The organism is Capnocytophaga canimorsus (assembly GCF_002302565.1).
GTDB lineage: Bacteria > Bacteroidota > Bacteroidia > Flavobacteriales > Flavobacteriaceae > Capnocytophaga > Capnocytophaga canimorsus.
In genome coordinates this window covers 2,254,110-2,275,403 of sequence record NZ_CP022382.1, presented here as the reverse complement: position 1 = coordinate 2,275,403, position 21,294 = coordinate 2,254,110, and the positions used below count along the sequence as shown (strand labels likewise).

At 35.9% G+C, this 21,294-nt stretch carries 19 protein-coding genes and 3 tRNA genes; 6 read left to right on the top strand and 16 right to left on the bottom strand.

Going from position 1 to position 21,294, the window contains the following annotated elements; all coding sequences use genetic code 11:
• Positions 1–77 precede the first annotated feature (77 nt).
• A complete protein-coding gene (locus CGC47_RS10040) occupies positions 78–2,417 on the top strand; it encodes an ATP-dependent helicase (protein ID WP_041999763.1) in 2,340 nt (779 codons plus the stop codon).
• A 44-nt stretch (positions 2,418–2,461) separates the two neighbouring features.
• Here CGC47_RS10040 and CGC47_RS10035 read toward each other — a convergent pair whose 3' ends face one another.
• The 11 genes from CGC47_RS10035 to rpsA all read right to left on the bottom strand — a co-directional run bounded on the left by CGC47_RS10035 (position 2,462) and on the right by rpsA (position 11,503).
• A complete protein-coding gene (locus CGC47_RS10035) occupies positions 2,462–3,145 on the bottom strand; it encodes an OmpA family protein (protein WP_013996751.1) in 684 nt (227 codons plus the stop codon).
• 15 nt (positions 3,146–3,160) lie between these two features.
• On the bottom strand, positions 3,161–3,646 hold the full coding sequence (locus tag CGC47_RS10030) for a lipocalin family protein (protein ID WP_013996750.1): 486 nt from the start codon (positions 3,644–3,646) through the stop codon (positions 3,161–3,163).
• A 338-nt stretch (positions 3,647–3,984) separates the two neighbouring features.
• Entirely contained in the window at positions 3,985–5,163 is a 1,179-nt protein-coding gene (locus CGC47_RS10025; RefSeq protein ID WP_041999759.1) for an OmpA family protein, read from the bottom strand.
• Between the two features lie 94 nt (positions 5,164–5,257).
• Positions 5,258–5,548 carry a ribosome hibernation-promoting factor, HPF/YfiA family gene (gene hpf / locus CGC47_RS10020; RefSeq protein ID WP_013996748.1) on the bottom strand — a complete coding sequence of 97 codons (291 nt, stop codon included), beginning with the start codon at positions 5,546–5,548 and terminating at the stop codon, positions 5,258–5,260.
• Between the two features lie 30 nt (positions 5,549–5,578).
• Positions 5,579–6,484, bottom strand: coding sequence for a tyrosine-type recombinase/integrase (locus tag CGC47_RS10015; RefSeq protein WP_095900306.1), 906 nt, complete (start codon positions 6,482–6,484; stop codon positions 5,579–5,581).
• 38 nt (positions 6,485–6,522) lie between these two features.
• The gene (locus CGC47_RS10955) at positions 6,523–6,654 is read right to left on the bottom strand and encodes a hypothetical protein (RefSeq protein ID WP_255317779.1); all 132 of its coding nucleotides are present in this window, start codon (positions 6,652–6,654) and stop codon (positions 6,523–6,525) included.
• A 135-nt stretch (positions 6,655–6,789) separates the two neighbouring features.
• Positions 6,790–7,506 carry an RluA family pseudouridine synthase gene (locus CGC47_RS10010; protein WP_041999756.1) on the bottom strand — a complete coding sequence of 239 codons (717 nt, stop codon included), beginning with the start codon at positions 7,504–7,506 and terminating at the stop codon, positions 6,790–6,792.
• Positions 7,463–8,233, bottom strand: a complete 771-nt coding sequence (locus CGC47_RS10005; RefSeq protein WP_013996745.1) for a YoaK family protein — start codon at positions 8,231–8,233, stop codon at positions 7,463–7,465. Before CGC47_RS10005 ends, CGC47_RS10010 begins: the two co-directional genes overlap by 44 nt.
• Before the next feature lie 65 nt (positions 8,234–8,298).
• Positions 8,299–9,117: a 3-methyl-2-oxobutanoate hydroxymethyltransferase gene (gene panB / locus CGC47_RS10000; RefSeq protein ID WP_041913786.1), complete on the bottom strand. Its 819-nt coding sequence runs from the start codon at positions 9,115–9,117 to the stop codon at positions 8,299–8,301.
• A 69-nt stretch (positions 9,118–9,186) separates the two neighbouring features.
• Complete coding sequence (locus CGC47_RS09995) at positions 9,187–9,660, bottom strand: DUF6495 family protein (protein WP_041913785.1); 474 nt, start codon at positions 9,658–9,660, stop codon at positions 9,187–9,189.
• 85 nt (positions 9,661–9,745) lie between these two features.
• On the bottom strand, positions 9,746–11,503 hold the full coding sequence (rpsA, locus tag CGC47_RS09990) for a 30S ribosomal protein S1 (protein ID WP_041999753.1): 1,758 nt from the start codon (positions 11,501–11,503) through the stop codon (positions 9,746–9,748).
• A 262-nt stretch (positions 11,504–11,765) separates the two neighbouring features.
• On the opposite strand from rpsA, the gene bshC reads away from it, so the two are divergent.
• Positions 11,766–13,367 (top strand): bacillithiol biosynthesis cysteine-adding enzyme BshC, encoded by a 1,602-nt coding sequence (gene bshC, locus CGC47_RS09985; protein WP_041999750.1) that lies wholly within the window; start codon positions 11,766–11,768, stop codon positions 13,365–13,367.
• A 66-nt stretch (positions 13,368–13,433) separates the two neighbouring features.
• Here the strand turns inward: bshC and CGC47_RS09980 are convergent.
• The 3 genes from CGC47_RS09980 to CGC47_RS09970 all read right to left on the bottom strand — a co-directional run bounded on the left by CGC47_RS09980 (position 13,434) and on the right by CGC47_RS09970 (position 13,738).
• Positions 13,434–13,517 (bottom strand) — tRNA-Leu (locus CGC47_RS09980).
• Between the two features lie 50 nt (positions 13,518–13,567).
• Positions 13,568–13,640 (bottom strand) — tRNA-Lys (locus CGC47_RS09975).
• 25 nt (positions 13,641–13,665) lie between these two features.
• Positions 13,666–13,738 (bottom strand) — tRNA-Lys (locus tag CGC47_RS09970).
• Between the two features lie 126 nt (positions 13,739–13,864).
• Here CGC47_RS09970 and CGC47_RS09965 point away from each other — a divergent pair.
• On the top strand, positions 13,865–14,383 hold the full coding sequence (locus CGC47_RS09965; protein WP_095900305.1) for a shikimate kinase: 519 nt from the start codon (positions 13,865–13,867) through the stop codon (positions 14,381–14,383).
• Positions 14,384–14,441: 58 nt separating this feature from the next.
• Positions 14,442–15,584 (top strand): 3,4-dihydroxy-2-butanone-4-phosphate synthase, encoded by a 1,143-nt coding sequence (gene ribB / locus CGC47_RS09960; protein ID WP_042001519.1) that lies wholly within the window; start codon positions 14,442–14,444, stop codon positions 15,582–15,584.
• A gap of 83 nt (positions 15,585–15,667) precedes the next feature.
• On the opposite strand, the gene CGC47_RS09955 is transcribed toward ribB, so the two are convergent.
• Both CGC47_RS09955 and CGC47_RS09950 read right to left on the bottom strand, forming a co-directional pair.
• Positions 15,668–18,175 (bottom strand): DUF5686 and carboxypeptidase-like regulatory domain-containing protein, encoded by a 2,508-nt coding sequence (locus CGC47_RS09955; protein WP_095900304.1) that lies wholly within the window; start codon positions 18,173–18,175, stop codon positions 15,668–15,670.
• Positions 18,176–18,274: 99 nt separating this feature from the next.
• Entirely contained in the window at positions 18,275–19,252 is a 978-nt protein-coding gene (locus CGC47_RS09950) for a pyruvate dehydrogenase complex E1 component subunit beta (RefSeq protein WP_041988164.1), read from the bottom strand.
• Between the two features lie 305 nt (positions 19,253–19,557).
• Here CGC47_RS09950 and CGC47_RS09945 point away from each other — a divergent pair, with 305 nt between their 5' ends.
• Entirely contained in the window at positions 19,558–20,304 is a 747-nt protein-coding gene (locus CGC47_RS09945) for an electron transfer flavoprotein subunit beta/FixA family protein (protein WP_095900303.1), read from the top strand.
• Between the two features lie 15 nt (positions 20,305–20,319).
• Positions 20,320–21,285, top strand: a complete 966-nt coding sequence (locus tag CGC47_RS09940; protein ID WP_042001516.1) for an electron transfer flavoprotein subunit alpha/FixB family protein — start codon at positions 20,320–20,322, stop codon at positions 21,283–21,285.
• Positions 21,286–21,294 lie beyond the last annotated feature (9 nt).

Sequence of the window (21,294 nt, the reverse complement as noted above, 5' to 3'; positions counted from 1 at the left end):
AAAAAATGATTCCTATCAAAATATTTCATCGGCGGTAATATTTTTTATTTGTATTTTTACCTCCGAATTATTTTCAAATGGAAACGTATTTATCACTATTAAACGAAGCGCAACAAGCTCCTGTACTTCAAAAAGATGGTCCAATGATGGTTATCGCTGGGGCAGGTTCAGGGAAGACTCGTGTTTTAACTTATCGGATTGCAAACTTGATGCACTTGGGAGTTGATGCTTTCAACATTTTGGCACTCACCTTCACCAACAAAGCTGCAAACGAAATGAAAAAGCGTATTGCGGAAATTGTAGGTGGCAGTGAAGCTAAAAATTTATGGATGGGCACTTTTCACTCCATATTCGCTAAAATTTTACGTATTGAAGCCGATAAATTGGGCTATCCGCAAAATTTCACCATTTATGATACGCAAGATTCTCAAAGGCTTATCGGTGCTATCATTAAAGAAATGGGGCTGGACAAAGACATTTACAATCACAAAAAAATACATTCGCGTATTTCCTCTTACAAAAATAGCCTCATAACTGTGCGTGCCTATTTCAACAATCCTGAATTGCAAGAAGCCGATGCTATGGCAAAACGTCCGCGTACGGGTGATATTTATAAAAATTATGTGGAACGTTGTTTCAAATCGGGAGCTATGGATTTTGATGATTTATTACTGAAAACCAACGAGCTACTAACCCTTTTCCCTGATGTATTATCAAAATATCAAAATCGTTTCCGATATATTTTAGTAGATGAGTATCAAGACACCAATCACTCGCAATATCTTATCGTAAAGGCACTTGCTGATAAGTTCCAAAACATTTGCGTTGTGGGTGATGATGCACAAAGCATTTACGCCTTCCGTGGGGCAAATATCAATAATATCTTCAATTTTCAAAAAGATTACAATAACGTAAAGGTATATCGTTTGGAACAAAACTATCGCTCCACCAAAAACATTGTAGAAGCAGCAAATTCCATTATTGAACACAACAAAACCCGATTGGATAAAGTAGTTTGGACTGCCAATGACTCAGGCGAACGCATAAAAGTACATCGTAGCCTTACTGATGCCGATGAAGGACGTTTTGTAGCGAGTTCCATTTTTGAAAATAAGATGCAACATCAACTCCCTAACGGACATTTTGCCGTACTTTATCGTACCAATTCGCAGTCACGCTCCATAGAAGATGCTTTAAGAAGACGAGATATTCCCTACAAGATATTTGGAGGGTTGTCTTTCTACCAACGAAAAGAGATAAAAGACGTGTTGGCTTACTTACGCCTAATTGTCAATCCGAACGATGAAGAAGCGCTAATCCGTATCATCAATTTTCCAGCACGGGGTATCGGAAAAACAACCATAGAACGCCTTACACTTATGGCGAATCATTACAAACGCTCTATTTTTGAGGTAATGAGTAAAATCGAACATATTACTGACTCACATATCAACAATTCCACCAAGCGCAAGTTATTGGATTTTGTAACGATGATTCAAAATTTTCAACTACTAAGCACACAAACCGATGCCTTTTCAGTAGCCGAACAAGTAGCTCGAAAAACAGGCTTATTACTTGAATTCAAAAAGGACGGAACCCCTGAAGGAATCGCTAAAATGGAAAACGTTGAAGAGATGCTTAATGGTATCAAAGATTTTGTACAAGGTCAAGAAGAAGTTGCCGAAAGTACAGGAAGCCTAACCGAATATCTGGAAGATGTTTCCTTAGCTACCGATATGGATAAAGCTGTAGAAGATGATGATCGTGTGGCATTAATGACCATTCATTTGGCAAAAGGATTAGAATTTCCTTACGTATATATAGTAGGAATGGAAGAAGATTTGTTCCCCTCGGCAATGAGCATCAATACCCGAGCCGAATTAGAAGAAGAACGTCGCCTGTTTTACGTAGCACTAACCCGTGCCGAAAAACAAGCGTATTTAACCTATGCCGAAAACCGTTACCGCTGGGGAAAGCTCATCGACACAGAGCCTAGCAGATTTATTGAAGAAATTGATAGTCAATATTTGGAATTCTTAACTCCAATGCTTCAAAATCCGAATTATCGTTATAAACCCTTAATCAACAAAGATATTTTTGGGGAAGTTGACAAAAGTAAACTTAGGTTACAGAAACCCATCAACTCTATACCCCCGTCAAATTCAGAGCCTTCAGAGGTACAATTGAGAAAGTTACGCCGTTTGAAGCCCGAAGGAGAAAGCACTATTCCCGATGATGTTTCAAACAACAATACTTTAAGTATTGGAATGACCATAATGCACGAACGTTTCGGCAAAGGAATAATTAAAACTTTAGAAGGCGCAGGTAACGACCGTAAAGCCGAGATTATTTTTGAAACGGGAGGTATCAAAAAATTATTACTCCGTTTTGCAAGACTAAAAATCATACAAGAATAAAAAAGAGGGATTAAAAAATCCCTCTTTTTTATTAAATTTGTTTTTTATTGTTTGGCTTGTGCCTCAGCTTCGGCTTTCATTTGTTCATTCGGAACAATAACCACATTTACACGACGATTTTTGGCTCTTCCTTCTGGAGTTGCATTGTCGTACTCAGGTTTTTCTTCTCCAAACCACTGTGTAGTAAAACGTTGTTGTTGTAATCCCTTACTTATAAAAAAGTTAGTTACTGATTTAGCCCTTTTTTCGGAAAGCGTCATATTATACTTGTTGCTCCCTGTACTATCGGTATGCCCAACGATAACCACATTGGTTTGCGGATATTCATTAAGAACCCCCACCAATTTATTCAAAATTTCTTGTGAAGGTGCATTGACTTCTGATTTGTTAGTGTCAAAATATACTCCGCTATTTTCATCAAATGTAACAATAATTCCCTCATCTACTCGCTTAACTTCTGCACCAGGTATTTCTTCTTCAATTTTCTTGGCCTGCTTATCCATTTGATTTCCAATAATTGAACCAGCAGCTCCTCCGATAGCGGCCCCTAAAACAGCGCCCACTTCGCTATTTCCGCCTTCACCCATATTATTACCTAAAATAGCACCTAACAAAGCACCACCAGCAATCCCAATAGCGGCACCGCGTTGCGTTTTATTAGAATTATTGTAAGTGTCACAACTCACCAAGATTAGCGCTGACAACAAAATTATACTTATTTTTTTCATATTTTTTGGTTTATATTATTTTACAAAATTCATTGAAATTACAAAAGGTTTACCATCTACGCGAAGAGTTTGCTCCCAAGTCATTTGATTATCCGATAGATATGCCAATTGGAAACGTATTCCTTGATTAGTTTCTGATTGATACTTCTCATCAGTAGGTTTTAGCATAAAATCATAGTAACCTGTTTTGCTATCTACCTCTTGTACCGTAAAAATAAAATTGCGCTGCCCTACCGAACAATCACTTTTCATAATGGTGTATGTCCCCCGATAGTTGTTGGGAACGAACTTCCAAACACTTCCTTCAAAACATTCTTTTGAAGTATCATTAAGTAAAGTCACATCATATTTACCTGTTTGATTGTAGGTTACTGAGGCAAGAGTCCACTCGCCTTTGATACTTTTGTTAGCCACACGTGTTTCTTTTGGTTTTGAAATTTTAGCTCCAGTACCACAACTCACCAATAGAATGGTAAACAATAAAATTGTAATTTTTTTCATATTTAATATTTTTTATTTTTCTGCAAATATATATGATTTTCTTCAAATCATCACTAAGATTAACCAATAATAAAGAAAACGAAAAGAATTTTAACTATTTTATTAACAAATTTAGATTATAAAACCATTTTTAGTATTATTCTTTAATGCAAAATCTTTGTCTGTTTCTATGTTTTATAAGATGTAATAAATACGATATCCTTAATGTTTAATTATTAAATCAAAATATCATTACAAAATTTTTACAGCCAATTTTTATAATGCTATTTATCATCTATGAAAAAAGGAGAGTTATCAGAAAACAACCCTCCTTTTTAGTGCTATGTTTTTCTAAAAAACTATTTCAATTCAAAAGTAGCTCTACGTGCAATTTGACGTGCTCTTGGAGATTTCTTGTTTACAGAAGTATCCTCTCCTCTACCTTCAGTAGTAATTCTAGAGGCATCAATTCCTGTATCAATTAACAAGCGTTTAACTGCTTCTGCTCTACTCAATGAAAGCGATTGATTATAGTTTACTCCTCCTAATTCATCAGCATATCCTACAATGTGTACAGATGCACCTTTATTCTCTGTCAAATATTTAGAGATAAAATCAGCCGCCCAAGTAGAAGAAATTTGAGGTTGAGATGAATTAAAATCAAAATAAACACTAATGTAACCCTTTTTAATCAAATCACTAGCAATGTCTTTCGATGTCATCGCAGTAGAAACCTGTCCATTCTTAGCAAAGTTATCATTCAAGTAGTTTTCGATTTCATCAGGAACATTATTTCCATTAGCATCGTTCATTTTGTTTTGTTTAGCAGCAACTTGATCTTTCAAGTCTGATAAGTTATTCTCAATACCAGCAATTTGTTCTTGGATATCTTTCACTTTGCTCTCTTCCGAATACCAATCAGCGTGTTTACCGTGCTTACCAAGAGCGATGCTCAAACCGATTGTTCCAGTAAACTTAACTCCTTGAATACCTCTTCGAGATGTTCTTGAAAAACCATCAAAAGTATTTTGTTGTCTTGCATTCAAATACACAGAAGCATCACCAAACAAGGTTACTCGGTTAGAGATACGCAATTGAGGAGTCAATCCTGCCACTCCAAAAGCCACTTGATCAGCACTTGAAAAAGCATCGCTTCTTAATTGACCATACCCAACACCTGCGTGAGCTAACAATCCTAAATCACTTGTCCAAGTTTCAAAGCTTAAAGCACGTCCTATGTTAGCAACAGCTTGTAAATTGATGTTCCAAAGATTAGAATCAAACTTACGGCTATTGTCACCTCCTTGGAAATTATCATAACCTCCTCCTAAACGAAGACCAAACTTATTATTGAACATATAACGAACGCCCAAGTCAGCAGTCCAAAAACTTGGCGTTGATGTAGCGTATCCTGCTGACATCTCGGCAACAGGCTTGTTTACTCCGCCTCCTAACTCTACTGTCCATTTGTTGTATTCTTGTGCTTGAGTTACTCCAAAAGCGGTAATTGCCACTAGGGCTAAAAAGTGTTTTTTCATACGTTTCCTTTTTTAATTTACTCTTTTTCTGTTAAAACTGGGGCTAATGTATAAAAAAACACTTTATCCTCAAAATTTTTTGCATTTAATTAACTTATTTCTTATCTTTATACTTAAGTAACATACGCTCTAAAGGAGTAATTGAAGAATCAATCCCTTCTTCAAAAGTTTTATATTGTTTTTTGACTACCAGCACCTCACCAGGCACGTGAATCTTTATTTCAACTATTTTATTTTCTTTAGCGCTAGTGTTTTCTAACTTTAAGTGTACATCGGCTTCAATGATGCGGTCATAAAAATTATCCAACTTGTCTAATTTCTTCTGAATAAAATCTACTAATTTTTGATCTACTGTAAAATCAACGGGGTGTACGTGAACTTTCATAATCTAATCTTTTATATATTAAACAATAATTTATAAATCATCTGTTTTATTAGCTCTGGGGTGAGCCATTGCATATTGTTGTTTTAGTTGCTTTAAACTACTATGGGTGTAAACCTGAGTTGCCGCTAAACTAGAATGCCCCAAAAATTCTTTAACCGTGTTCAAGTCAGCTCCCTCATCAAGCATATGAGTGGCAAATGAATGGCGTAAAATATGCGGACTTTTATCAACACGAGTTGTTACAGCACTAAAGTACGTATTTATTATCTTATATACAAGCGAAGGATATATTTTCTCTCCACTTTTAACTAAAAATAAATATTCAATATCATTTGTTTTAACAATTTGCTGCCTTTTTACTAAATATTTTTTTAGTGCATCAATTACTTGCGGAAGCATCGGTAAAATACGTTCTTTATTGCGTTTACCTAATACTTTTAATTGTCGATTTAGAAAATCAACATCTTGTAACTTTAACTGCATAAGTTCTGACCGACGAATTCCTGTGCCATAAAAAAGCTCAATGATGGCTCTGTTACGTACAGCTTCAAAATCATCATCTTCTTCAAATTGAGACAACACTTCTTGTATTTCTTCCTTAGTGAAAGGGAGCTTAACGTTTTTCTGTGTTTTTAAAGCCACTATTTTACGAAACGGATTTTCTGTAATTTGTTCCGATTTCTGCAAATACCCATAAAAGGTTTTTAACGCAGAAAGTTTTCTGTTGATTGTTTTAAAATTGATATGTTGTTGCGAAAGAAAAGCAATCCACGACTTAATCTGTTGTGTTTTTACCAAAAGTAGCCCTTCTTCTCTAAAAACTCCCTGGTACAAATATTCCTCAAAAGCGCGTATGTCTTTCTCATAGGCAATCGCCGTGTGCTGAGAATATTTCTTTTCAATCAACAAATAATTTATAAATGAACGGACTATCATTTTACCTGAGTTTAATAAACACTAGCGATATCATCTGCCTAAGGGGTTAGCCCTCCTTCAAGCATACCATCAGTACGTTCCTGAATTCCCCTATTTCGAAGGCTTCTTGTTTGGTACTGAGTAAATAATACGACCAGCATTACAAATAATAAAGATATTTTTCTTATCATTTTCAATTTTCTATCAACATTTGAAAACAATACGAAAATAATATCTACGAATGTAGCCTTTTAAAATTTATCTGACAAACATTTTAGCAATTTTAGGTAAAAAATAACAAGATACGCTGGTCTTTACTCCTTTTATTATAGTTCACCATTTAACTGGTTATACGTGGATTGCCACAAAACATCATTAGGAATAGGCGCCTGAATTTCAATGCGTTCCTTTTTTACTGGATGAATAAAAGACAACTTCCGAGCGTGTAAATGAATACTTCCATCAGAATTAGAGCGCTTAGCGCCATATTTCAAATCACCTTTAATGGTACACCCTTCTGCAGCCAATTGTGCCCGAATTTGATGATGCCTACCTGTCATCAACTGAATTTCAATCAAATGATAATTATTCATCTTTAGCAACAACCGATATTTTAGCAATGCTCTTTTACTATTTTTTATCTCCTTTTTGTGTGCTGTCGATTTATTTTTTTCGGTGTTTCGGGTCATCCAGTGTTGCAATTCTCCTTCTGTAGGCATAGGAACCCTATCGGTCATTGCCCAATAGGTTTTGGTAACCGATTCTTTTTCAGAAAAAAGCATATTAAGCCGAGAAAGTGCTTTAGAGGTCTTGGCGAAAACCACTATTCCAGTGGTTGGGCGGTCTAAACGATGTACTACTCCCAAAAAAACTTCACCAGATTTATGATATTTCTCTTTGAGATATTGCTTGACTATTTCACTTAAGGGCATATCGCCAGTTTTATCTCCTTGAACAATATCTCCGGCACGTTTGTTAATAACTATCAAATGATTATCTTCATACAGCACCTGCAGATTTTCTGTACTTGACTTTATTTTCATATTTTCTTTTTTTAGTCAGATATACAAAACGGAAATCATCATAAAACAATCCTAAAAGCAAAACCAAAATAGGAATAAGTAACGTTTTTAACTGCATCTGCATCTTTATGAAGAAAAAACCACCACTAAGTCCGCCTAAAAAGAAGAAAGCGATGATGAATAAACGTAATTTTATCCTTGACTTTACTTCTTTAAGCTGATTTTTTAAATCCGTCTTTTTCAAATAAATCCACTGAGAAAGTTCAATACCTAAATCGGTAAAAAGTCCCGTAAGATGCGTAGTTCTTACCACAGAATTAGAAATTTTAGTTACAAAAGAATTTTGTACTCCCATAGCAAAAAGTAACATACAGGCCGTGATATTTATAGGAAAATCTGAAATTAAAACATTAACTATCAAAGCACTAAATAACACAAAACACTCCACTAAGGTAGGAGCAACAAAAATATTATGCTTTTGGTAATAATTTGCTGTTTCTATCAACCACCCAGAAGTAAAAGAACCTATTAAAAAAGAAAAGATGTATAAGAAATAAATAGTCCCTTTCCAAAATTCCATAATGGAAACATCATAAACAAAGAGGGCAAAATGTCCAGTTACATTGGTTGTCAACTTCCCTAAGAACAAAAAGCCAACAACGTTGACAATCCCCGCTACAAACGACAATACCACAGCAATTTGTAAATTGTTCTTTGCAGTTCTGTTCTTTCCCTGATGTCGAAACATTCTCTTTGTTGAGTGTTAAAAAAGTTTCAAATTAGGAAAAGACCTAATCTGAAACTATGATAATTTTAATATGATTCTTCCTTACTTGGGAAATCTACGTTTTTAACATCCTCTACATAGCGTGATACCGAAGAGGTAATTTCCTCATACAAATTGGCATAACGTCTCAAAAAACGCGGATGAAATTCGTGGGTCATTCCGAGCATATCGTGAAGTACCAATACTTGTCCGTCCACGCCACTACCCGCACCAATTCCAATTACAGGAATGGTAAGACTTTCGGCTACTTCTTGAGCTAATTTTGCAGGTACCTTTTCCAAAACAATAGCAAAACATCCCAATTTTTGTAACAGAAGAGCGTCCTCTTTAAGTTTCTGAGCCTCTGCTTCTTCTTTAGCTCGAACCGTGTAGGTACCAAACTTATAAATAGATTGCGGAGTGAGCCCCAAATGCCCCATTACTGGAATTCCCGCTTTGATTATTCTTTTTACGCTATCTTTTATTTCTTTTCCACCTTCAAGTTTAAGAGCGTGTCCACCACTTTCTTTCATAATTCGGATGGCGGAACGAAGTGCTTGTTTCGAATCGGATTGATAAGTTCCGAAGGGTAAATCTACTACCACCAGCGCCCTTGAAGCCGCACGTACCACTGAAGCTGCGTGATAAATCATTTGTTCCAAGGTGATGGGTAAGGTAGTTTCGTGCCCTGCCATAACGTTACTCGCTGAATCGCCTACCAAAATAACATCTATTCCAGCGGCATCAATAATTTTTGCCAAAGTATAATCGTAAGCGGTAAGCATCGAAATTTTTTCACCACTTGCCTTCATTGTAACCAATGAATTAGTAGTCACCCTTTTATATTCTTTTTTTGCTACTGACATATTTTCATTTTTAAGCGACCAAAGGTAGTGAAAAATCACGTACATTCTGCCGTTTTTACAAATTTTAAGCTATTGTTTCAACATCTGGGAAAGACTTCGGAACAAATCTCCTTCACAAATAACCGCTCCTTGTAAAATGAGCTCAAAAATCTCCATATTACGCTCCTGCGAAAAAGCCTTATTGCCTTGATACATTTGGACTGATTCATCATTAAAATGACGTGTTAGCCACAGCATTCCTTCTAAGGTGGTTAAATCAACCTCTGGGTTTATCACCCTAACCGATAGCATCTGAATTTGCGTTTGTTCTACCTCAAAACAAAAAATGGACTGAGGTTCTATTTTTTCAAGAAATTTTACCTTTTGAAGACTTCTCTCCCAAACCAAATCACTAAATATATCTAACTCCTGTTCAGCTACTTCTGGCTTTTGTTCTTTTATTTGTTGCCATTCTTCAGCTGTGATTTGCTGTGCGGCTAAAAAACGAGCAAAATCGTGGTGCAGCGCCTCAAGTTGTTGTTTTGTTAATCGAGTATATTTCATCATTATACATAAAAAGGCAAAAAGGCCGTTGCTTCCCAGCGACAGCCTTTTCTCATTAAAACAAAAAATTATGAAAAAAACTAAATTACTTCCCTTTTTCCATTTTATCTTTCAACTCTTGAAGAATGTCCAAATCTCCTAAAGTTGATTTTTCAACCGTTGAATTTGAAGCAGTTGCTTCTTTTACAATTTTCTCTTCTTCTTCTCTGAAAATTGCTGTATGAGAAGCTACCACACGCTTAAATTCTTTGTTGAATTCGATAATTTTAAATTCAGCAGTATCTCCTTTACCTAATTTTTTACCGTCTTCTTTCTCTAAGTGACGTGTAGGAACAAAAGCTATTACATCTTCGTTGAACTCAACAGTTGCCCCTTTATCCACCATTTTAGAGATTTCTCCTGAATGAATAGTTCCTACGGCAAAAGCATCTTCATACTTATCCCAAGGATTTTCAGTAGTTTGCTTATGACCTAATGACAACTTACGTGATTCAACATCTAACTCTAAAACAACAACATCTAACTTGTCGCCTACGCTTACAAACTCAGACGGATGTTTGATTTTCTTAGTCCAAGACAGGTCAGAGATATAGATAAGTCCATCAATACCTTCTTCTAGCTCAACAAACACTCCGAAGTTAGTAAAGTTACGAACTACACCTACGTGTTTTGAACCTACTGGATATTTTGCAGTAATATCTGTCCAAGGATCTGGCGTTAATTGTTTGATTCCTAAAGACATTTTACGCTCTTCTCTATCTAAAGTAAGAATAACCGCCTCAACTTCATCTCCAATATTTACGAAATCTTGAGCTGAACGCAAGTGTGTACTCCAAGACATTTCTGAAACGTGAATCAATCCTTCAACTCCTTCAGCTACTTCAATGAACGCACCATAGTCTGCAATTACAACTACTTTTCCTTTTACTTTATCACCAACATTCAATTCAGCGCTTAAAGCTTCCCAAGGATGTTTTTGTAATTGTTTCAATCCTAATTGGATACGCGATTTATTATCATCGAAATCAAGGATAACCACGTTCAATTTTTGATCTAATTCTACCACTTCGCTCGGATGATTGATTCTTGACCAAGAAAGATCAGTGATGTGGATAAGTCCGTCCACACCTCCTAAATCAATGAATACTCCGTATGAAGTAATGTTTTTAACCACACCTTCCAATACTTGACCTTTTTCAAGCTGTCCGATGATTTCTTTTTTCTGCTCTTCAATATCCGCCTCAATAAGCGCTTTGTGAGATACCACCACATTTTTGAATTCGTGATTGATTTTAACCACTTTGAATTCCATAGTTTTATTCACAAATTGATCGTAGTCGCGAATAGGCTTAACATCAATTTGAGAACCTGGCAAGAATGCTTCAATACCGAATACATCAACAATCATACCTCCTTTGGTTCTGCATTTCACGAAACCATTTACAATTTCGCCATTTTCGTGAGCCGCATTTACACGATCCCACGCTTTTATAGTACGAGCCTTACGATGAGATAGTACCAACTGACCTGTTCTATCTTCACGAACATCAATTAATACCTCTACTTTATCCCCAACTTTTAAATTTGGGTTGTAACGGAACTCGTTAAGAGAAATAACCCCTTCTGACTTAGCATTGATATCGATAATCGCCTCTCTGTCAGTAATGTGAACCACTACACCTTCAACCACTTCATTGTCTTGTGTGTCAACAAAGTTAGTCTCAACTAATTGTTCAAATTCTTTAAGTTTCTCTTCTTCTACTTGGTCAATACCTTCCTGATATCGACTCCAGTTAAATTCTTTTAAAAACTCCTCAGGAGTAACTTGTTTTTGTTCAGCCATTTGCTGATTATTAAATTTGTATTCTTTCTGAAACCCAAGAGCTTAGCAAAGTTTCATCCAGAAGATTTTACATTAGTTATAAATCCTTTCTTGCTCTTTACTGCCTACAAAAGGTGGGCAATATTACAACTTTTTTTATATCTGGCAAAATTTTTAAAACAATAAATTTGTTTTTTAACATTCAGGAAACCACTTCTGAAATGTTTTTATTTTGTTTTTTATTTAATACTTTTGGCGTCATCAAAAAAGTAGCCGATTTATTATGACCACAACTCATATCCCTTTTGAAGAAATTCGCTTTTTTTCGTCATTTATTTCTGATTACATATTGGAAAAGAAAACATTGAGAAATTTATATCATCGTTTCCCTACCTTAGACAATTTTAAAAGTCAAATCAAAGAAAAACACGAAAATTATTCAAACGAACATCGTAAAGTTTTGGTTAGCGCCTTAGAAAAGCAATATCAAGGTATTCCGACCTCAAATGAAGTACTCGAAAATATAAATCTTTTAGCAAAAAGCAACACTTTTACCGTTACTACAGGACATCAATTAAGCCTTTTCACAGGTCCTTTGTACTTCATTTACAAGATAATATCTACCATTAACACGGCTAAACTTCTCTCACAAACTTATCCTGATTATCACTTTGTACCCGTTTATTGGGAAGCAACAGAAGACCACGATTTTGAAGAAATAAATCATTTTCATTTGGAAAATAAAAAAATCGTTTGGAATAGTAAACAAACGGGAATGACAGGGAATTTCAACACACAATCCCTAGAAAAAGTTTACTCTGTTTTAAAACAAGAGTTCGGTTTAGGTAAATACGCCGAAGAGCTGAATAGCTTATTCAAAAAAAGTTATTTAGAACATTCTTCATTGGCTTTAGCTACCCGATTTTTAGTAAATTCTCTTTTCAAAACGTATGGACTGGTGGTGGTTGACGGCAATTGCTCGGAGTTAAAAAATTTATTTGCACCTTATATGGAACGTGAGCTTTTTGAGAAAACAGCTCAAAAAAATGTAAGTCAAAGCGTTCAAGAAATACAAAATATTAACTCCTCTTACCCTATACAAGTTAATCCACGAGAAATCAACTTGTTTTATTTAACCCCCAATGGAAGAAACCGAATCGTAAATAATGAAAAGCACTTTGAAGTTTTAAACACTAACTTACAATTTACAGAGCTGGAAATCAGGAAAGAATTACAAGAATTCCCTGAACGATTCTCTCCCAACGTAATTATGCGTCCGCTTTATCAAGAAGTAATACTGCCCAATTTGTGTTATATCGGTGGAGGGGGAGAAATTGCTTATTGGTTACAGTTGAAACGCTTTTTCGAGGCAGAAAAAATTTCTTTTCCGATGTTGATGCTTCGTAACTCTGTACTAATAACTACACAAAAACAAACTAAAAAAATCAATAAATTAGGTATTCCAATTAAGGATTTCTTTTTAAAAAGAAATGATTTACAAAACAAAATAACTAAAAAATGGAGTGAATTTCCTATTGATTTTACTAAGCAAAAAACACAACTCCAAAAACAATTTGTCTATTTATATGAATTAGCAGAAAAAACAGACACAACTTTCTTAAATGCAGTTAAAGCTCAAGAAATTAAACAATTAAAAGGACTAAATCAGTTAGAGAAACGTTTACTAAAAGCCCAAAAAAGAAAATTCGAAGACGAGATTCGACGAGTAATTCAATTGCAAGAAGAACTCTTTCCAAATGGCTCATTACAGGAACGTTTCAATAATTTTTCACTTTTCTATCAAGAAGAAGGATATGACTTTATTGAAATGCTTATTAAAGAACTGAATCCGTTCGATTTTCGATTTTTAGTTATAAATCAATAATCTGAAAATTCAAAATAATTACAAAAAAATAACTCCTTGTTAAACAAGGAGTTATTTTTCATTCTGTGCCCACGACCGGATTCGAACCAGCACGTCTGTAAAGACACCACCCCCTCAAGATGGCGAGTCTACCAATTTCTCCACGTGGGCAAAATTCAAGGCTATACAAAAAAAGTTAAGCCTAAAAACTTAACTTCTTGTGACCTGGCTGGGGCTCGAACCCAGGACCCCAACATTAAAAGTGTTGTGCTCTACCAACTGAGCTACCAAGTCTAAAAAAATCTCAAAAACCTTAAAGTGACCTGGCTGGGGCTCGAACCCAGGACCCCAACATTAAAAGTGTTGTGCTCTACCAACTGAGCTACCAAGTCTCCATTCCTTAACTGAATGCGGGTGCAAATATAATACCTTTTATTTATTTTTCAACAAAAAAATCATATAAATTTGCACCTAAAAGAAAAAAAATAATCAACAAGCTATAAAACAATATTTTAGAAATGAAGATTTTTTTATTAGGATATATGGGAAGCGGAAAATCAACCTTAGCAAAGGCTTTATCTACACAAAAAAAACTCCCCTTTATTGATTTAGACCATTACATTGAGCAAAAAGAAGGACAATCCGTTACCGAAATTTTCAAAAAGAAAGGCGAAATTTATTTCCGAAAACAAGAAATTACCTATTTAAACGAACTTTTAAATTCGGAAAAAAGTTTTGTACTAGCCTTAGGTGGTGGTACGCCTTGTTATGGAACAAATATGCAAAATATCTTAAAGGCTTCAAAAAATGTATTTTACTTAAAATACCAGCCCCAAACTTTAGCCGAAAGATTAGAGTTTCAAAAGCAAAATCGTCCTTTAATCGCTCATCTAGGCAATGAAGAGTTGCTTGACTTTGTTCGAAAGCACCTCTTTGACAGAAATCCGTATTATAGCCAAGCCACACACATCATCACAATGGATAATTTAAGTGAAAAACAAGCCCTAGAAACCATACTCTCGTTAATTTCTGACTAACCTATTTTACATTCCTACTTATTTATATTACTTTTGCGAACCATTAAAGAAGTTTGATATGCAAATTGATAAAACAAAAGAAATACAGCTAAATACTATTGAAGAAGCTATTGAAGATATTCAAAAAGGAAAAGTAATTATTGTGGTTGATGATGAAAATCGGGAAAATGAAGGCGATTTTGTAGCCGCTGCTGAAAAAGCAACTCCTGAGATGATCAATTTTATGGTTACGCACGGACGAGGACTGGTTTGCGCTCCGCTTACCGAAAAACGATGTGCCGAGTTAGACTTACCAATGATGGTACAGAACAATACCGTATTGCACGAAACACAGTTTACCGTATCGGTGGACTTAAAAGGACAAGGCTGCACTACTGGAATTTCAACACACGACAGAGCCAAAACCATTCTCTCCTTGGTTGACCCTCAAACCAAGCCCTTCGATTTGGGGCGTCCGGGGCATATTTTTCCGCTTCGTGCCAAAGAAGGCGGAGTTTTACGTCGCACAGGGCATACCGAAGCCGCAGTAGATTTAGCTCGATTAGCTGGACTATATCCCGCAGGTATTTTGGTAGAAATTCTCAATGAAGATGGTTCTATGGCAAGACTTCCGCAACTGATGGAGGTGGCAAAAAAATTTGATTTGAAAATCATTTCCATAGAAGATTTGATTGCCTACCGAATGCGTAAAGACAGCCTCATTATTAAAAAAGAAGATTTTTACCTGCAAACCTCTTATGGCAAGTTTAGGCTTAGAGCCTACGAGCAAACCACTAACGGACAAATTCACTTGGCCTTTACCAAAGGAAGTTGGCAAACCGATGAACCTGTACTTACACGCGTTCACGCTTCTTTTATCAGCAACGATATTTTGGAAGTTTTAGCAAACCATAAAGACAATCCGCTGGAAAAAATCTTTAAGAAAATTAACGATGAAGGTAAAGGTGCCGTTATTGTAATCAACAAAGAGGGATATTCACAGAATTTGCTCAAACGAATTACTGAAATTAAGGTACGTCAAGAAAAAAATCCAATTTTAAAATCTGAAAATCAGAATGATACAAAAGATATTGGAATGGGCTCTCAAATACTACACGACTTGAATATCAGTAAATTACGCTTACTTACCAATTCCAAACCCTCAAACTATGTAGGAATGTCTGGCTACGGACTGGAAATTACAGAATACGTAAATTATTAAAAAACAATACATACAATAAAGCCCTTGAAAAAATTCAAGGGCTTTTTTTGTTCACACTAATAAATAGTAGCATCATTAAATCATTAAAAAGTAGGCAATATTCCTACACGAATACCAAATTTAGGATTTCGTACTCCATTTACGTCATTAAAATCATTACGCCACACAAAATCAACACGGATAAATCGGAAGTTTCCGACACCTATATTTTCTATACCAAAACCATATTCCCAATACAGGCGTTCAGGGGCGTTGTAATTTATGATGTTAGAGAAATTAGCAAGTCTGTTTTCATCGGAAAGCGTACCGTATGCAAATCGGGCAAAAGCTAAGCTACGCAACCCTGCTTTCTTAATAAAAGGTATTCGGTTAAATATAAATCCGTCAAAATGATGTTCAAAATATCCGTTTATGTAAGTATCTGTAATAAAATCATAATAATCCAGCAAAGCAAATGCTTGAGGCGTTAGTGTATATGCTTGATTAACAGGAGTGGGTGTAAGTACAGTAAGGGGTGCTGCTCCAAATATTTTCCCCGCTTTAAGTGTAGAACGCAGCGTACCTATCTTCCATATCGGGGTAGGACGACTTACCAATAACTGTACCTTGTCGTAATCAAACTGGCTTTTAATTACTCCTTGCGTACCTCTGGTATATTTTAGGCTGTAAGTGGAATACAACTTCGTACCGTAACGCTGTTCCACCCCAAAACCATAAACATTTCTCTTGGGGGTATAGGTAAAAATAAATCCAGATTGAAAATCACTATACTGATGAAGCACCTCAGCAGTAGGAGTTTTCTGGTAGGCAATAGAAAAATGCTCTGGAGCAGCTGGACGTGAATTCTGATATATTCCAAATAAAGAAAGTTCTAAATTTTTATGAGGATTATACGAAAAAACTCCTTGTATGCGCTGATTTTTAGTCAAGTAGTAATTCTTCCCTCGAGAAAGCATAAAATTAGAAGGATTTACAAAATTCAACTGGGCATCATTATGCTGTATGACTCCGCCTAATTGCAAATTATCATTCTGATAGGCGGCTCCTACAACTATACGAGGTTTGTGAAGCAATAAATATTTTGCGCTTACCCCATATTTGAAATCATTATCTTTTGTTCCGTAAGCGCCATAGAAATAGGAACGGAATCGGTCTTCAGTGGAGTTGAAAGTTCTAAAACCAGTACGGATACGAAGCCCTTCCACATCATTGGTTGTCAAGGTTTGCCAAAAAGCACCAAACTGTAAGTGTTTACCCATCGGGATATATCCTGAGCCGATAATATCAACAACATCACTCACTCGCCTAATTCTCTTATTATTACCTATTTCTTGTATCAAAGCGCGAGTTTTTAGTAAATTGACTGAAGTAAGCTCATTTTTCTTCCAATAGTCTTCATCTTTCTCATATTGAAAACGGCGTGTCTGCTCCTTTATCTGGTCATAAAAATTAGCATCTTTAGGTTGGTTTAGCAATACATCGGAAAATTCAGTGGTTCTCCGAATGTACATTCCTTTTTCGCTATCATCTTTACTGAAAACCGTAAAATCGCCTTCATTAATTTCACGATACGGAAGATAAACACTATCGTTTATGATTTTGAAATGTTTCTGAAAAAATAAATCACGCACCAAATTTACATTGGTCTTCGGGGTAGTTTTCATTTCTATTGTTTTGATAATAAAACTTTTACTATCTACCAAAAAACTTCCCTCCAAAGCCAAATCTTGGTCTTCTCTAGGAAAGAAATACACTTTGTAAAATTTTCTATTTTCTTCGATAATAGAATCATTTAAAACATAATGATATACTCCGTAGCCAAATTCCGAAAGCGGACTAATGAAAGGACGATTCAGTATAATATACGAATTTTCGTAGATGTTAAAATCATCGAAAGCGTTGCCGATGCGTTCCAATCCGTAACCATTTTGCACCACCCCCTGAGAACGTTCAGCATAGGTGTCAGTACGTGTTTTGTTTAATTCATTATTTCCGTACACAAACTCTATCTTTTCTTTCAAATACATTGGAACGGTAAATTTCTCTTTGTATTTTTTTTCAGAGAGTATTTTTCGGATAGTATCATAATCTTTCTGTAGCGCTCTTTTCAAAAACACGGTATCCAAATTATTGATTCCTAATTCTGTAATACTATGTTTTTTATACTGATAAGATAGGGTATTTTCTATTCCGTTTTTACTTTTGTTCTTCCAAATACCTTGCAGTATAGGGTATGCTGGATTTTCCTTTTTGGAAAGTGCTTTTTTGGGTTTTGCCACCACAATTACCTCACTAAGCTCCTCCCCTTCTGCAAGAATAATCACTAAATTAGATGTATTTGCTTGTTCCAATCGAATTTTTTTTGAGGCAAATCCTACAAAAGAAACCTCTACCTCACGATACCTTTTTTCAGCATACAACGAAAATTTCCCATCAATATCCGAATACGTTCCTATGGTAGAATTGACAAAAACAACATTAGCGAAAGAAACAGGATTTCCTTGTTCATCAATAATTTTACCCGAAACCACCGTTTGTGCAATTGTAAAAAAAGGCAACAGAAACAATATCAAAAAAATATTTTTTTTCATAAATTTTAGTTTTTTAAAAACACAGAAATGGTTCTTGAAGAAGGAATAACATCTTCAAAAACCATCACATAAAAAAATAAGAATTTGAAAAAATTTGAATTACTTATACATTACCTTTTTAACAGCCTTTATCACGTCATTGGCATTAGGTAACCATTCTTTGAGCAGTTCAGGAGAATACGGAGCTGGTGTATCAGCAGTAGTAATTCGTTGAATAGGCGCATCTAAGTAATCAAAAACATTCTCTTGTACTTGATATGTAATCTCAGAGGCTACACTTCCAAAAGGCCAAGCCTCTTCCAAAATAACCAAACGATTGGTTTTTCTCACTGACTTGAAAATAGCCTCGTGATCCATTGGACGTACCGTTCTAAGGTCTATAATTTCACATTCAATGCCTTCTTTAGCCAACTGATCGGCAGCGGCATAAGCTTCTTTTATAATTTTACCAAAAGAAACGATTGTAACATCTTTCCCTTCACGCTTAATGTCAGCTACTCCTAAAGGCAAAGTATATTCTCCTTCAGGTACTTCCCCTTTATCTCCGTACATCTGCTCAGACTCCATAAAGATGACAGGGTCATTATCTCGAATGGCTGATTTTAGCAAACCTTTGGCATCGTAAGGGTTAGAAGGTACAACTACTTTCAAACCTGGGCAATTAGCGTACCAACTCTCAAAAGCCTGAGAGTGTGTTGCTGCTAATTGTCCTGCCGAAGCTGTAGGACCTCTAAAAACGATAGGAATATTAAACTGCCCACCTGACATTTGACGCATTTTAGCGGCATTGTTGATAATTTGGTCAATCCCTACCAATGAAAAATTGAAAGTCATAAATTCAACAATAGGTCGGTTTCCGTTCATAGCAGCTCCTACCGAAATACCTGCAAATCCCAACTCGGAAATGGGCGTGTCAATCACACGTTTAGCACCAAATTCATCTAACATTCCTTTTGAGGCTTTATAAGCCCCGTTGTATTCGGCTACCTCCTCACCCATTAAGTAAATAGACTCATCACGACGCATTTCTTCACTCATCGCCTCGCAAATGGCTTCTCTAAATTGTATCGTTCTCATTATATACTATGATATTTTTTTTCTGATTTTCAAACCACAAAAATACAATATATTCTTGAATTGCACACAGCTTTTCCCAAATAAAAATTTTATTCGATTAAATATTCTCTATCAAATGAAACGACAGAAAAGCACACAAATCACTAATAAATAGCCTTTTAAAATCAAAATGATATTAGAAACATCCGTTGTCTTTTATTGATGATAAAAAATTAGGGTTGCATATTACTTTTTTTTTTTCGACTTTTACCTTGCCTAAGCAAGGTCTGTTTGTAGGCGTATAATCACTTCAAAATACACACAAAATGAAAATATTAGTTTGTATCAGTAATGTTCCAGACACCACTTCAAAAATTAATTTTACTCAAAATAATCAACAACTCGATGCCTCTGGTGTACAATTCGTCATCAATCCTAATGATGAATTTGGACTCACCAAAGCCCTTATGCTTAAAGAAAAACACGGTGCACAAGTAACGGTAATTCACGTGGGTGGAGCTGAAACAGAACCCACCCTAAGAAAAGCCCTTGCTATAGGAGCCGACGATGCTATCCGAATAAATACTCCCCCCGTCGATGGTTTCTTTGTGGCTTCACAAATCGCAAAAGTGGCATCAGAGAACCAATATGATCTCATCATTACAGGAAAAGAATCCTTGGATTATAACGGAGGTATGGTAGGAGGAATGATTGCCGCCTTACTGGATTATCCGTTTATTGATAAATGTATTTCACTGGAAATAAAGGATAATTCTGCCGATTTGGAACAAGAAATTGAAGGCGGAAAAGCCCTTCTTTCGGCAAAACTGCCTTTGGTTATTGCTGGACAAAAAGGATTAGTACACGAAAAAGACCTACGCATACCCAATATGCGCAGTATAATGACAGCTCGAACCAAACCCTTAAGCGTTTTAGAAGGGCAACCTCTCGAAAATCAAACACAAATCATTTCCTTTGAAAAACCTTCGGCAAAAAAACCTGTAACAATGATTCCTGCCGATGATTTAGACCAATTGGTAGATTTATTACATAACGAAGCCAAAGTTATCTAACCCAAAAACAACATTATGTCTATACTTGTATATCTTGATACTGAAAACGGAAGATTAAAAAAAAGTGCCTTTGAAGTCGCTTCTTATGCTAAAGCACTTGCAACAACACTTAATCAGAAAGTTACCGCAATCGCCTTTAATATAAATGATGTAACGTCACTGCAAAAGTACGGAGTAGATAAAGTGCTTTTAGTGAACGACCAAAAACTCGCTAATTTTACAGCAAAACCCTACGCTTTGACCTTACAACAAGCCGCTGAAAAAGAACAATCTTCGGTGGTTATCTTGAGTTCTTCCAACCAAGCTAAGTATTTAGCCCCAATATTAGCCGTGAAGTTACAAGCAGGTTTACTTTCAAATGTTATTTCCTTACCTGAAAGCGCTGAAAATTTCGACGTAAAGCGTAGCGTTTTTTCAAATAAAGGATATGCTTGGACAAGAATAAACACCCCTAAAAAGATTATTACCCTGGCTGCCAATGCTTTTCCTGTGGAAGAAAATCCTGCAACAACCTTGCAAACAGAGCACTTCTCCCCTGCTCTTTCTGAAGGCGATTTTAATATAATTGTAAAGAGTACTGAGCGCTCTGAAGGTAAAATTTCCATTGCAGATGCCTCCATAGTGGTTTCGGGAGGTAGAGGGTTAAAAGGACCTGAGCATTGGAAAATGATTGAAGAACTTGCGGAAGTTTTAGGAGGCGCAACGGCTTGTTCCAAACCCGTTTCTGACCTTGGTTGGCGTCCGCATAGCGAACACGTGGGGCAAACAGGGAAACCCGTGGCAGCCAATCTGTACATCGCTATCGGGATATTGGGTGCTATTCAGCACTTGGCTGGAGTAGAAGCCTCAAAGGTTAAACTGGTAATCAATAATGATGAGAATGCTCCTTTCTTTAAATCTGCCGATTATGGTGTGGTGGGTGATGCTTTTGAAATTGTTCCCAAACTCATCGAAAAAATTAAAAATTTGAAGCAAAGGTAGTATTTTTGC

Coding starts and splice junctions, on each gene's coding strand:
- CGC47_RS10040 (WP_041999763.1), top strand. CDS start 78: ATGGAAACGTATTTATCACTATTAAACGAAGCGCAACAAGCTCCTGTA.
- CGC47_RS10035 (WP_013996751.1), bottom strand. CDS start 3,145: ATGAAAAAAATAAGTATAATTTTGTTGTCAGCGCTAATCTTGGTGAGT.
- CGC47_RS10030 (WP_013996750.1), bottom strand. CDS start 3,646: ATGAAAAAAATTACAATTTTATTGTTTACCATTCTATTGGTGAGTTGT.
- CGC47_RS10025 (WP_041999759.1), bottom strand. CDS start 5,163: ATGAAAAAACACTTTTTAGCCCTAGTGGCAATTACCGCTTTTGGAGTA.
- hpf (WP_013996748.1), bottom strand. CDS start 5,548: ATGAAAGTTCACGTACACCCCGTTGATTTTACAGTAGATCAAAAATTA.
- CGC47_RS10015 (WP_095900306.1), bottom strand. CDS start 6,484: ATGATAGTCCGTTCATTTATAAATTATTTGTTGATTGAAAAGAAATAT.
- CGC47_RS10955 (WP_255317779.1), bottom strand. CDS start 6,654: ATGATAAGAAAAATATCTTTATTATTTGTAATGCTGGTCGTATTATTT.
- CGC47_RS10010 (WP_041999756.1), bottom strand. CDS start 7,506: ATGAAAATAAAGTCAAGTACAGAAAATCTGCAGGTGCTGTATGAAGAT.
- CGC47_RS10005 (WP_013996745.1), bottom strand. CDS start 8,233: ATGTTTCGACATCAGGGAAAGAACAGAACTGCAAAGAACAATTTACAA.
- panB (WP_041913786.1), bottom strand. CDS start 9,117: ATGTCAGTAGCAAAAAAAGAATATAAAAGGGTGACTACTAATTCATTG.
- CGC47_RS09995 (WP_041913785.1), bottom strand. CDS start 9,660: ATGAAATATACTCGATTAACAAAACAACAACTTGAGGCGCTGCACCAC.
- rpsA (WP_041999753.1), bottom strand. CDS start 11,503: ATGGCTGAACAAAAACAAGTTACTCCTGAGGAGTTTTTAAAAGAATTT.
- bshC (WP_041999750.1), top strand. CDS start 11,766: ATGACCACAACTCATATCCCTTTTGAAGAAATTCGCTTTTTTTCGTCA.
- CGC47_RS09965 (WP_095900305.1), top strand. CDS start 13,865: ATGAAGATTTTTTTATTAGGATATATGGGAAGCGGAAAATCAACCTTA.
- ribB (WP_042001519.1), top strand. CDS start 14,442: ATGCAAATTGATAAAACAAAAGAAATACAGCTAAATACTATTGAAGAA.
- CGC47_RS09955 (WP_095900304.1), bottom strand. CDS start 18,175: ATGAAAAAAAATATTTTTTTGATATTGTTTCTGTTGCCTTTTTTTACA.
- CGC47_RS09950 (WP_041988164.1), bottom strand. CDS start 19,252: ATGAGAACGATACAATTTAGAGAAGCCATTTGCGAGGCGATGAGTGAA.
- CGC47_RS09945 (WP_095900303.1), top strand. CDS start 19,558: ATGAAAATATTAGTTTGTATCAGTAATGTTCCAGACACCACTTCAAAA.
- CGC47_RS09940 (WP_042001516.1), top strand. CDS start 20,320: ATGTCTATACTTGTATATCTTGATACTGAAAACGGAAGATTAAAAAAA.